General features: G+C 70.3%; 11 protein-coding genes and 1 tRNA gene. 9 read left to right on the top strand and 3 right to left on the bottom strand.

Annotated elements, in window-relative coordinates; translation table 11 throughout:
* The first annotated feature begins 111 nt into the window (after positions 1–111).
* From mtrA to secA, 6 genes are all read left to right on the top strand, one after another.
* A complete protein-coding gene (mtrA, locus tag CRP27_RS05220; RefSeq protein WP_079236423.1) occupies positions 112–786 on the top strand; it encodes an MtrAB system response regulator MtrA in 675 nt (224 codons plus the stop codon).
* A gap of 5 nt (positions 787–791) precedes the next feature.
* On the top strand, positions 792–2,474 hold the full coding sequence (gene mtrB, locus CRP27_RS05215) for an MtrAB system histidine kinase MtrB (protein WP_255257451.1): 1,683 nt from the start codon (positions 792–794) through the stop codon (positions 2,472–2,474).
* A complete protein-coding gene (locus CRP27_RS05210) occupies positions 2,474–4,156 on the top strand; it encodes an LpqB family beta-propeller domain-containing protein (protein WP_097179701.1) in 1,683 nt (560 codons plus the stop codon). The genes mtrB and CRP27_RS05210 overlap by 1 nt, the downstream gene beginning before the upstream one ends.
* 102 nt (positions 4,157–4,258) lie before the next feature.
* A complete protein-coding gene (locus CRP27_RS05205) occupies positions 4,259–4,930 on the top strand; it encodes a ComF family protein (protein WP_097179700.1) in 672 nt (223 codons plus the stop codon).
* 150 nt (positions 4,931–5,080) lie between these two features.
* Positions 5,081–5,779 (top strand): ribosome-associated translation inhibitor RaiA, encoded by a 699-nt coding sequence (gene raiA, locus CRP27_RS05200; protein ID WP_097179699.1) that lies wholly within the window; start codon positions 5,081–5,083, stop codon positions 5,777–5,779.
* A gap of 154 nt (positions 5,780–5,933) precedes the next feature.
* The gene (gene secA / locus CRP27_RS05195) at positions 5,934–8,714 is read left to right on the top strand and encodes a preprotein translocase subunit SecA (protein ID WP_097179698.1); all 2,781 of its coding nucleotides are present in this window, start codon (positions 5,934–5,936) and stop codon (positions 8,712–8,714) included.
* 82 nt (positions 8,715–8,796) lie between these two features.
* Here secA and CRP27_RS05190 read toward each other — a convergent pair whose 3' ends face one another.
* Positions 8,797–9,210, bottom strand: a complete 414-nt coding sequence (locus CRP27_RS05190) for an Rv3235 family protein (RefSeq protein WP_097179697.1) — start codon at positions 9,208–9,210, stop codon at positions 8,797–8,799.
* 117 nt (positions 9,211–9,327) lie between these two features.
* Here CRP27_RS05190 and CRP27_RS05185 point away from each other — a divergent pair, with 117 nt between their 5' ends.
* Positions 9,328–10,833 (top strand): sensor histidine kinase, encoded by a 1,506-nt coding sequence (locus CRP27_RS05185; RefSeq protein WP_097179696.1) that lies wholly within the window; start codon positions 9,328–9,330, stop codon positions 10,831–10,833.
* A gap of 262 nt (positions 10,834–11,095) precedes the next feature.
* Here CRP27_RS05185 and CRP27_RS05180 read toward each other — a convergent pair whose 3' ends face one another.
* Positions 11,096–11,344 (bottom strand): WhiB family transcriptional regulator, encoded by a 249-nt coding sequence (locus CRP27_RS05180; protein WP_022904217.1) that lies wholly within the window; start codon positions 11,342–11,344, stop codon positions 11,096–11,098.
* Positions 11,345–11,604: 260 nt separating this feature from the next.
* On the opposite strand from CRP27_RS05180, the gene CRP27_RS05175 reads away from it, so the two are divergent.
* Entirely contained in the window at positions 11,605–12,027 is a 423-nt protein-coding gene (locus tag CRP27_RS05175; protein WP_097179695.1) for a hypothetical protein, read from the top strand.
* A gap of 74 nt (positions 12,028–12,101) precedes the next feature.
* Here CRP27_RS05175 and bcp read toward each other — a convergent pair whose 3' ends face one another.
* Positions 12,102–12,572 carry a thioredoxin-dependent thiol peroxidase gene (gene bcp, locus CRP27_RS05170; protein WP_097179694.1) on the bottom strand — a complete coding sequence of 157 codons (471 nt, stop codon included), beginning with the start codon at positions 12,570–12,572 and terminating at the stop codon, positions 12,102–12,104.
* Between the two features lie 92 nt (positions 12,573–12,664).
* On the opposite strand from bcp, the gene CRP27_RS05165 reads away from it, so the two are divergent.
* A tRNA-Lys gene (locus CRP27_RS05165) sits at positions 12,665–12,740 on the top strand.
* The last annotated feature ends 54 nt before the right edge of the window (positions 12,741–12,794 follow it).

The following is a 12,794-nucleotide window of genomic DNA, read 5'->3' as shown; positions in this document are numbered from 1 at the left end:
ATCCTGTCGGAAAACGCCACGCGACGGGGCCTCGGCTATCGTGAGGACGCGAGTGCCGACCCGGCACCGCCGCACGCAGCACCGCCGCACGTCACACGGAGTCCACATCACATGACACCGCGCATCCTCGTCGTCGACGACGACCAGGCCCTCGCCGAGATGATCGGCATCGTCCTCCGCTCCGAGGGCTACGAGCCGGAGTTCAGCGCCGACGGCAACGACGCCATCGACGCGTTCCACGGCACGAAGCCCGACCTGGTGCTCCTCGACGTGATGCTCCCGGGCATCGACGGCATCGAGGTGTGCAAGCGCATCCGTGCCGAGAGCGGGACGCCGATCATCATGCTCACCGCGAAGGGCGACACCGCCGACGTCGTGGCGGGGCTCGAGAACGGCGCGGACGACTACGTCGTCAAGCCCTTCAACCCGAAGGAGCTCGTCGCCCGCATCCGCACCCGGCTCCGTCCCTCCGCGACGGACGCCACCGTGCTGCACGTGGGCGACCTCACCGTCGACGTCGCCGGGCACGAGGTCCGCCGCGGCGAGTCCGTGATCGCGTTGACACCGCTCGAGTTCGACCTGCTGCGCGCGCTCTCCGAGAAGCCGAACCAGGTGTTCACCCGCGAGATGCTCCTCGAGCAGGTCTGGGGCTACCACTACAAGGCGGACACCCGCCTGGTGAACGTGCACGTCCAGCGGCTCCGCGCGAAGATCGAGCACGACCCCGACAACCCGAAGATCGTCACCACGGTGCGCGGCGTCGGGTACCGGGCCGGAGGGGCCTGAGCACCGTGCCGCCCGGACCGTCGCGCGGTGGCGCCGGCGCCCGGAGCACGCTCGGCCGGATCGGTCGACGGCTCCGGCGGTGGGTGCGGCGCGGCTGGCGGGGCGTCGCCTACCTGTGGCGACGCTCCCTGATGTTCCGGTCGGTGGCCATCACGGTCATGACGACCGGCCTCGCGATCGCGATCATCGGCACCGCGGTCATGATCAGCATCTCGAACAACGTCTACGCGCAGCGCCGCGACCAGATCGAGGCGGAGTCGGCACGGGCGACGATCGTCGCGCAGGGCATCTTCGACGCGGCCACCGCGGGTGAGGACAACAACCAGTCCGAACTCGAGACGCTGCAGAGCGAGGCGCAGCAGGCGATCCTGTCGAACACCACGAGCCCAGGCGGCACGAGCATCGCCATCGAGCGCAGCCCGGACCAGCCCGGACCGCAGACGGTGCAGAACGTCGCGAGCCAGGGGTTCCCCGACGCCGTGATCACCGACGTCCTCCGCAAGGAGGTCGGCAAGAACACCGGCAAGCTCAGCCTGCAGCCAGTCCGGCTGGAGGACGACGGCCGTCGGCAGCCCGGCCTCGCCGTCGGGTCGACCCTGCAGATCCCGAGCGCCGGCCAGTACGAGCTGTACCTCGTCTACGACCTCTCCGACGCGCAGCAGACCCTCGACTTCGTGTCGCAGACCCTGTCCATCGGCGGCGTGGCGCTCATGGTGCTCATCGCCCTGGTGACCTCGCTGGTCGTGCGCTTGGTCGTGGTGCCGATCCGCGGCGCGGCCGAGACGAGCCGGAAGATCGCGGCCGGTCGACTCGACGAACGCATCCCGGTGCGGGGCAACGACGACATCGCCACGCTGGCGCGGAGCTTCAACGGGATGGCCGACGCCGTCAGCCGCCAGATCACCCAGCTCGCCGAGCTCTCCCGGGTGCAGCAGCGGTTCGTGTCCGACGTCTCGCACGAACTGCGCACCCCGCTCACCACGATCCGGCTCGCCGGGGACATGCTCTACGACTCCCGGCACGCGTTCGAACCGTCGGTGGGCCGGTCCGCCGAGCTCATGCACACGCAGATCGAACGGTTCGAGCTCCTGCTCGCCGACCTTCTCGAGATCTCCCGCTTCGACGCGCAGGCCGTCCAGCTCGACCCGGAGCCGGTGATCCCCGCGTCGCTCGCCGCGGACATCGTCGACGAGTTCCGTCCCCTGGCCGACCGCGCCGGCATCGACCTGCAGCTCGTGACCCCCGGCGGCCACACGACCATGCAGCTCGACGCCAAGCGCGTCCGCCGCATCCTCCGGAACCTCGTCGGCAACGCGATCGAGCACGGCGACGCGAAGCCCGTGCAGGTCGTCGTCGACAGCGACGCCCGCACCGTGGCGATCGCCGTGCGCGACCAGGGCATCGGCATGCCCCCGGAGGACGCCGTCCGTGTGTTCGACCGGTTCTGGCGCGCCGACCCGAGCCGGAAGCGCACCATCGGCGGCACGGGCCTGGGGCTGGCGATCTCGCTCGGCGACGCGAACCTGCACGGCGGCCGCATCGACGTGTGGTCGCAGCCGGGGGAAGGGTCGACCTTCGTGCTCACCCTGCCCCGCAACGAACGGGTCGGCGTCACGACGTCGGCGATCCCGCTCCCCGACCTCGACGAGTCGTACGAGGGCCCCCGAGCCGTGCGAGAGGACGACTGATGCGCACCCGTCTCCGACACCTCCTCGCCGCAGCGCTCGCCGCGGTGACCATCGTGACCGTGTCCGCCTGTGCCGCGATCCCCACCGACGGCCCGGTCCGCGCCGGGCAGACGATCAAGGACGAGTCGCTCTCCGGTGTCGACTACCGCCCGGACAAGCCCGTGGCGGGTGCCGACCAGACGGCGATCCTCCGTGGGTTCATCGCGGCCGGCACCGGCGCGCAGGACGACTACGCCATCGCCCGGCAGTTCCTGTCGTCGGGCTTCGCGGAGAAGTGGAACCCGCGCCGCAGCGTCACGATCCGGCAGGGGAACCCCGCGGTCGAGCGCGTCGGCGAACGCGAACTGACGTACACCCTCACCGCGAGTGCGACCGTCGACGCGGACGGCGAGTACACCCAGGCCGTCCGACCCACCTCGTCGACGCTGACGTTCCAGTTCACCCGCGAGGACGGCGAGTGGCGCATCGCGTACGCGCCGGACGGCATCATCCTGTCGCCGGTGAACTTCGACTCGGTGTTCCAGCAGCACGCGCTCTACTTCTTCGACCCGACCTACAAGTTCCTGGTGCCCGACGAGCGCTGGTTCCTCGCACGCTCCTCGACGAGCACCCGCATCGCCAGTGCCCTGCTCGCCGGCCCGGCCGACTGGCTGAAGGGCTCCGTCGTCTCGTCGTTCCCGGAGGGCACGCAGCTCTCCCTGAACGCCGTGACGGTCGACAACGGCACCGCGCTGGTCGACCTGTCCAGTGACGCCCTGCGCGCGAGCAGCCAGGACAGGGGCCGGATGCGCGAACAGCTCAGCAAGTCGCTCGCCTCGGTCGCCACGGTCTCGTCCGTCTCGATCACCGCCGAGGGTGCGACGTTCTCCGTCCCGGACACCAGCGGCACGGAGGCCGTGCAGAACCCGGACGTCGACTCGCGGCCGCTCGTCGACCACGACGGCGCCGTCGGCTACGCGGCGACGGGCAGCGGGAAGGTCGCGGAGCTCGGCAACGGCATGGGCGACGAGATCGCCGGACTCGACCCGTCCTCGTTCGCCCTGTCGGCCTCCGGCACCGCGGCCGCGGTCGGCAACGACGACGGCGTGACCGTGGTGCGGGGGCGGAACCACCTGCGCATCGACGCGACGGACGACCTCGTCGCGCCCTCGATCGACGACCTCGGGTTCGTCTGGGTGGCGTCGTCGGGGAACACCAGGAAGGTCACGGCGTACGGCCTGGGCGGCGACCCGCACGCGGTGAGCACGACCCTGCCGAACGGCGAGCTCGTGTCGTTCCAGGTCTCGCGCGACTCCACCCGGGCGCTCGCGCTCATCGAGACGAGCGACGGTCCGAGCTTGTACGTCATGGCCGTCGTGCGCGGGTCCGACCGCACGCCGACCGCACTCGGATCCCCGGTCCGGGTGCAGGCGGCGACCGGGACCGCGGTGGGCGCCGCCTGGATCAGCGACTCCGACGTCGCGTCGGTCGGGCAGACCTCCTCCGGACCGGACGTCGTCCGCACGACCATCGGCGGGCAGTCGAGCACGCTGCCGAAGCCCGACGGGCGGGCGACGTCGATCGCCGGGGGCAGCGGCGGGTCGATGCTGCTGCGGATGTCGGACGGTTCGGTCCTGCAGTCCACCGGCGGCGGCTGGGACACCACGGGTGTCACGGCCGACGTGCTCGGCATCCAGCGCTGAGGTCGCGTCGGTCCTCCTCCACAGGGGGACCGGCCTGGAGGCGCGTCCACAGTCCGCCACGACCGCCCCTGCGGGTGCACGGTCGGCTCCAGGATCGTGGGCATGGGTGACGACCGCGAGCGCGCGTGGCAGGACGCGGCCCTCGCCGTGCTCGGGCTGTTCCTGCCGGTCGCCTGCGTCGGCTGCGGCACACCCGACCGTGCGCTGTGCCGGGCCTGCCGGTCCGTCCTCGACGCCCGGGGCCGTCGCGTCCGGCTCGTCGCCGGGGTCCGGCTCGACGCGGCCTTCGAGTACGAGGGCCTCGTCCGGACGCTCCTGCTCGAACTGAAGCTGCGCGGACGGGTCGACCTCAGCCGACACCTGGGCGTCCGACTCGGGGCACTCGTGCGCACGGCGCTCGCCGAGTCCCCGCCGGGCACGGTCCTGCTCCGGGTCCCACCGTCGCGACGCGGCGCGCGCCGGCGCGGCTTCGACCCGGTCGTCGTGCTGCTCGCCCGCGGGGGAGTCCGTCGTCCGCGGAGCCTGCAGCGGGTCCGGTCCCCGGACGGCGTCACCCCGCACGCGGCCGGCGCCGGGCAGAAGGAACGGACCGCCGTCGAGCGGGTCGCGGCGACGGTGGGGACGCTCCGAGCCGTGCGCGTCGCGGGCCGGGACGTCGTGCTCGTGGACGACGTCGTGACGACGGGCGTGACCATGGCCGAGGCCGTCCGGGCGGTCCACGCCGCCGGCGGACGGGTCGTCCGGTGCGTCGCGGTCGCGAGCGTCGACGGGTGAACCCTCGGTGACCACTGTGTGTCCGGTGGGTGTCCGGCGCGACTCACCGGCATCGGGTGACGCCGGGCCGCCCGCGGGTCTAGCCTCGCGTCAAGGCGTTCAGGATCGCCGGATGGAGGCGACGCGCTGAGTCTGGATGGGAGCCGCCACATGGACGTGACGATCACGGGCCGGAACATCGGGGTCACCGACCGATTCCGCACCTACGTCGAACAGAAGTCCGAGAAGATCGACGTGCTCGCCGACCGCGCCCTCGCGTTCGAGGTGCGCATCAGCCGCCACCACGAGAAGTCGGGCGGTTCCCAGGGCGAGGACCGCGTCGAGCTCACGTTGATCGGCCCCGGCCCACTCGTGCGGGCGGAGTCCGCCGCGTCGGACAAGTACGCGGCGTTCGACCTCGCGTTCGCCCGCATCATGGAGCGTCTGCGCCGAGCGCGCGACCGCCGGAAGGTGCACCGCGGACGGCACCGCCCGACCTCCGTGTCCGAGGCCTCGGGCACCGGGTTCGAACGGATGGGGGTCGTCCCGGCGACGGGCAAGCTCATCGAGGACGTCGCGACCGGTGCCGTGCCCGTGGTCGACGAGACGGGCGACGAGGAGGAGACCGAGGCCTACTGCCCGGTGGTGATCCGCCAGAAGGTCTTCGAGGCCTCGCCCATGACGGTCGACGACGCGCTCTACTACATGGAGCTCGTCGGACACGACTTCTACCTGTTCGTCGACGCCGAGACGCGTCGACCGAGCGTGGTCTACCGACGGAAGGGCTGGGACTACGGCGTGATCGGCATCGACGACCAGTCCGCCGGCACCCCGGCGTCCGCGGCGGAACCGGCGGTCGCGATCGCCTGACGGTCGCCCGACGACGACACGATCGAGGTGTGCGCGGTCCGTTCGCGGGCCGCGCACACCCGTGCCGCTCCCAGCAGTCCGCCCGAGCGGGTTGCTAGCATGACTGGCTGTTCGCATCGCGCAGGTCGCGCGGACGATCTCGTAAGGAGCTCACGTGGCAAACGTGCTGGAGAAGGTCCTCCGCATCGGTGAAGGACGCACCCTCCGTCGGCTGAAGGCGTACGCCTCGGCGATCAACGACCTCGAGGACGACTTCGCGAGTCTGTCCGACGAGGAGCTCCAGGACGAGACCAAGGAGCTCCGCGAGCGCTACGCGAACGGCGAGACCCTCGACGACCTCCTGCCCGAGGCCTTCGCGGCCGTGCGGGAAGCAGCGAAGCGCACCCTCGGCATGCGGCACTTCGACGTGCAGCTCATGGGCGGCGCGGCGCTCCACCTCGGCAACATCGCCGAGATGAAGACCGGTGAGGGCAAGACCCTCGTCGCCACGACGGCCGCGTACCTCAACGCCATCCCGTCGCGCGGCGTGCACGTCATCACCGTGAACGACTTCCTCGCGTCGTACCAGTCCGAGATCATGGGCCGCGTCTTCCGCGCCCTCGGCATGTCGACCGGCTGCATCATCGCGAACCAGTCCCCGGCCGAGCGTCGTGAGCAGTACGCCGCCGACATCACGTACGGCACGAACAACGAGTTCGGCTTCGACTACCTGCGCGACAACATGGCGTGGCAGTCCTCCGACATGGTGCAGCGCGGCCACTACTTCGCCATCGTGGACGAGGTCGACTCGATCCTCATCGACGAGGCCCGCACGCCGCTGATCATCTCGGGCCCGTCCTCGGGCGAGGCGAACCGCTGGTTCACCGAGTTCGCGTCCATCGCCACCCGCCTCACCCCGGGTGAGGACTACGAGGTCGACGAGAAGAAGCGCACCGTCGGCGTGCTCGAGCCCGGCATCGAGAAGGTCGAGGACTACCTCGGCATCGACAACCTGTACGAGTCGGCGAACACCCCGCTGATATCGTTCCTGAACAACTCCATCAAGGCCGTCGCCCTGTTCAAGCGCGACAAGGACTACGTCGTGATGAACGGCGAGGTGCTCATCGTCGACGAGCACACCGGCCGCATCCTGATGGGCCGCCGCTACAACGAGGGCATCCACCAGGCGATCGAGGCGAAGGAGGGCGTCGAGGTCAAGGCCGAGAACCAGACCCTCGCCACCGTCACGCTGCAGAACTACTTCCGCCTCTACCAGAAGCTCTCCGGCATGACCGGTACCGCCGAGACCGAGGCGGCCGAGTTCATGTCGACCTACAAGCTCGGCGTCGTCCCGATCCCCACGAACAAGCCGATGATCCGCATCGACCAGACCGACCTCGTCTACAAGAACGAGAAGGCGAAGTTCGAGCAGGTCGCCGAGGACATCGCCGAGCGCCACGAGAAGGGCCAGCCGGTCCTGGTCGGCACGACGAGCGTCGAGAAGTCGGAGTACCTCTCGAAGCTCCTCGCGAAGAAGGGCGTCAAGCACGAGGTCCTGAACGCGAAGAACCACGCTCGCGAAGCCGCGATCGTCGCGCAGGCCGGACGCCTCGGCGCCGTCACGGTCGCGACGAACATGGCCGGTCGCGGGACCGACATCATGCTCGGCGGCAACTCGGAGTTCCTCGCCGTGCAGGAGATGCACGCCAAGGGGCTGTCCCCGACGGAGACCCCGGAGGAGTACGAGGCCGAGTGGGACGACGTGTTCACGCGCGTCAAGTCCGAGATCAAGGAAGAGGCCGAGAAGGTCCGGGACGCCGGCGGCCTGTACGTCCTCGGCACCGAACGCCACGAGTCCCGCCGCATCGACAACCAGCTGCGTGGCCGTTCCGGCCGACAGGGCGACCCGGGCGAGAGCCGCTTCTACCTGTCGCTCACCGACGACCTCATGCGGCTGTTCAACTCCGGTGCCGCCGAGAGCCTGATGGGCCGTTCGAACGTCCCGGACGACCTGGCGATCGAGAACAAGCTCGTCGGCCGCGCGATCCGTTCGGCCCAGGCGCAGGTCGAGGGCCGCAACGCCGAGATCCGCAAGAACGTCCTCAAGTACGACGACGTCCTGAACCGTCAGCGCGAGGCGATCTACAGCGACCGTCGACACATCCTCGAGGGCGACGACATCCACGACCGCGCGCAGACGTTCCTGAAGAACGTCGTCGACGACGTGATCGACACCCACACCGGCGAGGGCTCGCCGGACGACTGGGACCTCGACGCGATGTGGACCGAGCTCGGCACGCTGTTCCCGATCTCGATCTCCATCGACGAGGTCATCACCGAGGCCGGCTCGAAGGGCAAGGCATCGCGGGAGTTCCTCGGTCGCGAGATCCTCTCCGACGCCCAGCTCGCCTACCAGAAGCGCGAGGAGCTCCTCGGTGACGAGGCCATGCGTGAGCTCGAGCGCCGCGTCGTCCTCTCTGTGATCGACCGCCGCTGGCGCGACCACCTGTACGAGATGGACTACCTCAAGGACGGCATCGGTCTCCGTGCGATGGCACAGCGCGACCCGCTGGTCGAGTACCAGCGCGAGGGCTACGCCCTGTTCCAGAGCATGATGGGGCAGATCCGCGAAGAGTCGGTCGGCTACCTGTTCAACCTCGAGGTCCAGGTGCAGTCCGACGGCGAGAACGCCGTGATCGAGGCCAAGGGTCTCGACGAGGACGAGGTCTCCGGGCTCGAGTACTCGGCGCCGTCGATCGACGGCGAGGTCGAGGTGCGCGACGAGCGCGGTCGCCTCGAGCAGGCCGCGACCGCACGGGCGCAGAAGGCGCAGGCCGAAGCAGAGGCCGCCGCCGGACCCGAGCAGGGTTCCGCGTTCGGCAACGCGGCGACGGCCTCCGGCCAGGCCGCGGCGAGCAACCGTGCCGAGCGTCGACAGGCCGCCAAGAAGAACTGACGTCACCACCGACGGGAGGCGCGGTGCCAGCTGGCACCGCGCCTCCCGTCCGTCTGCGGTCGACCCGGCCGCGGGGCGGACGTCACAGGACCCCGACCGCCGTCGCGCGCCACCGTCCCTGCCGCTCTTCGAGCCGCATCGCCACCGCCCGTGCGTGGCTGCGCGTGTGCACGATGACGGTCGCCTCGGCGACGCCGTCCGCCGGACGGCAGACGATCACGCTGCCGACCCGCAGCAGTGCCCGCGCACGTGATCGTCCGCCGAGCTGGCGTGACCGGGACGCGATCGCTGCCCGCTGTTGCAGGTGCCGGTGCACCTCGTCCGTGATCCACCGCGCGATGCTGTCGACCTCGCGTGCGCCGGTGAGGATCTCCGCGACGCACAGCCCCAGTGCCCGTGCCGTCTCCTCGACGTCGTTCGGTGGTGGGACCACGGTGAGCCGCGGCGGCTCGACCCTCCCCGCCACGTCGCCGACCCGCCGTGCTTGCTCCGCCACCCCTGCCCCTTTCGTCGGGGCTGAGCGTATGGGGAGTACAACATGAGAAATACAAACGCTCTTGAGGCTGTGGAGAGCGAGGAGTTCTCCACAGTGCGGCGCACCTAGACTGGCGGGGTGTCGACCCTCAGTGACCTCGTCCTCGCACAAGGCCGTTCCTCCGAAGCCGACGTGGAGTGGCTCCACCTGCTCGTCGGGGACTGGCAGCTGCTCGCCGACCTGTCGTTCGCCGACATGGTGCTCTGGGTGCCGACTGCCGAGGACGGCTCGTTCGTGGCGGTCGCCCACGCCCGCCCGAGCTCCGCGGCGACGCTCTTCTACCGGGACATCGTCGGGCAGGAGATCCGCGAGGAGTGGCGTGAGCAGGTCACCGAGTGCTTCGCCGGCGCGAAGGTCGTCGACTCCGCCGAGCCCGACTGGTACGAGGACACCCCGACCCGCGTGCGGGCCATCCCGGTGCTGCGCCGTCTGAGCGCGAACTCCGCCGAGACCACCGAGCGTCCGATCGCCGTCGTCACCCGGCACTCGAACCAGGACGAGATGCGCACCCCGAGCCGGCAGGAGCTGAACTTCACCGCGAGCGCGAACGACCTGTTCGGCATGATCGCGACCGGCGACTTCCCGGACATCGGCGCGCCGGCCGGTCCCCGTCGAGGCGCTCCGCGCGCGAGCGACGGTCTCCTCCGCCTGGACACGAACGGCGTCGTCACGTTCGCCAGCCCCAACGGACTCAGCGCCTTCAACCGCATGGGGTTCGAGGGCGAGCTCGAGCGGAAGTCCCTCGCCGAGGTCACCACCGAGCTCATCGGCGCCCAGCTCGACGTCGACGAGTCCCTGCCGCTCGTCGTCACCGGACGTGCTCCGTGGCGTGCGGACATCGAGTCCAAGGGCGTGACCGTGTCCCTCCGCTCGATCCCGCTCCGCGACCACGGTGCCCGCATCGGCGCGATCGTACTGTGCCGCGACGTCACCGAACTGCGGCACCAGGAGCGCGAGCTCATCACCAAGGACGCCACGATCCGTGAGATCCACCACCGGGTGAAGAACAACCTGCAGACGGTGGCGTCCCTCCTGCGCATCCAGGCCCGTCGCACGCACTCCGACGAGGCCCGGACCGCACTGCAGAACGCGATGCGCCGGGTCGCGGCGATCGCGGTCGTGCACGACACCCTGTCGAGCGGGCTGAGCCAGACCGTGGACTTCGACGACGTGTTCGACTCCGTGCTCAAGCTCGTCACCGAGGTCGCCGCCTCGCACAACACGACCGTGCACCCGAAGAAGACCGGCGAGTTCGGGGTGCTGCCGTCCGAGGCCGCCACGCCGCTCGCACTCGGCCTCACCGAGCTCGTCACGAACGCGGTCGAGCACGGGCTCGACGGGCGCGACGGCGAGGTCGAGATCGTGGCCGAGCGATCCGACGACCACCTCGACATCCAGGTCCGCGACAACGGCCGGGGTCTGCCGGAGGGCAAGGTCGGCTCGGGTCTCGGCACGCAGATCGTCCGCACCCTGATCCAGGGCGAGCTCGGCGGCACGATCGACTGGCACACGCTGACCGGCAGCGGCACCGAGGTGACGATCACCATCCCGTTCCGCTGGCTGACGGCCGCCGGCGCCGCGTAGCGCCCGCGGGCGGCGCGGCGCCGGCCGGGCCCCGGTGTCCGGTGCCCGGCGTCCGGCGGACCCGCCGCACAACCAAAGTGCATTCGCGCCACGCAATGGCGCGGTGTCGCGTGACTTTGGTTGTGCGGCGGCATCCCGAACCACTCGAGGGAACGGGACCGGGACCGGGACCGGGACCGCGGCGCGCCGCGGACACGACGACGCCCGCCGGCCCCGGGGGGCGGCGGGCGTCGGGCGCGCAGGGCGCGGGGGCTGAGCGGCGTCAGGAAGCGCGACGAGCGCGGGCGGCGCGACGCTTCAGCGCGCGGCGCTCGTCCTCGCTCAGGCCACCCCAGACACCGGAGTCCTGGTTGTTCTCGAGTGCGTACTGCAGGCACATCTCGGTGACCGTGCAGCGAGCGCAGACCGACTTGGCCTTCTCGATCTGGTCGACGGCCGGTCCGGTGTTCCCGACGGGGAAGAAGAGCTCGGGGTCCGCGGTGAGGCAGGCTGCCTGGTCACGCCAGTCCATGTGTGGTGCTCCTTGAAATCGATGCTCGAACGGCAGGCCGGGGCCGCGGTTCGGGGATCGGAACGCTGAGCATGCGCGAGGCACGAGGGGACACCCGTGGGGGAGGAGTCCGCTGGAAGCGAGTCTGACGCCCGCAGAACGCTCGGGGGAGGAGCGTCGAACCACGGGAGACGCACACCACATCGTGCCGTCCAAACGACCTCGAATATCGTTCCATACTGGTAGGGCCAAATCAAGGGTTCCGACGCTGGAGGAATGCTGTGCCCGACACCACCCCGAACGAGTCCGCCCCCGCCGAGCGGAGGTCGCCGGCCCTCGTGGCGCTCCTCGTGGTGGTCGGCGTGGAGTTCGCCGCCCTCGTCGTCGTGACGATCGTCCTCGTCGTCGAACTGATCGTCGCGCCCGCCTCGAGCCTCGCGTCCGGCATCGCGCTGACGATCCTGGCGGCCATCGCGGCGCTCTGGCTCGGCGCGCTGTTCGTCGGCCTCCGGAACCGCCGCCCCTGGGTCCGCTCCGGGATCATCGTCTGGCAGGTGCTGCAGGGTGCGCTGGCGATCGGCGCGTTCCAGGGCGTCTTCCGCGTGCCGGCCGTCGGGTGGCTCCTGCTCATCCCCGCGCTGCTGGGCATCACGCTGGTGCTGTCGCGTCCGGTGACCGACGCGCTCGCCCGTCCGGCGGAGTAGACGGTACCGACCAACGGACTGGAGGCGCGGTGCCAGCTGGCACCGCGCCTCCAGTCCGTCGTCTGGTCTGGTCCTCAGACCAGGCCGAGCTTCTTCCGCAGGCTCGCCACGTGCCCCGTCGCCTTCACGTTGTAGAGGGGGAGCTGGACGGTGCCGTCCTCGTCCACCACGATCGTCGACCGGATCGTGCCGGTGACGATCTTCCCGTAGTTGTTCTTCTCGCCCCAGGCCGCGTACGCCTTGTGCACCGCGAGGTCCGGGTCGCTCAGCAGCGGGAACGTCAGCGCCTGCTCGTGCTGGAACTCCTTGAGCTTCGGGAGCTCGTCCTTCGAGATGCCGAGCACCTCGTAGCCGGCTGCCTGGAGGGACGACATGTTGTCCCGGAAGTCGCACGCCTCGGTGGTGCAGCCCGGGGTCGACGCCGCCGGGTAGAAGTACACGATGACCTTCTTGCCACGCAGGTCGGCGAGCGAGTGCTCGGTGCCGTCCTGGTCCGGGAGGGTGAAGTCGGGGGCGGTGTCGCCGGCGGCGAGACGGTCGGTCATGGTGCTCCTGTCGAGTCCGGTGCCCCGAGTGGTCAGGAGCACGCGAAACCCATGCTATTGTTGTTTCCCGTTGCAGCACGGAAGTGCGGCAGGCGCCTCTAGCTCAATTGGCAGAGCAACTGACTCTTAATCAGTGGGTTCTCGGTTCAAGTCCGAGGGGGCGCACCAGCAAGGCCCCGGTCACCACGACCGGGGCCTTCGTCGTTCCCGGCTCTGAGATGG

The organism is Curtobacterium sp. 314Chir4.1 (genome assembly GCF_900215175.1).
Taxonomy (GTDB): domain Bacteria; phylum Actinomycetota; class Actinomycetes; order Actinomycetales; family Microbacteriaceae; genus Curtobacterium; species Curtobacterium pusillum_A.
This window is presented reverse-complemented; position numbering and strand designations above follow the sequence as displayed.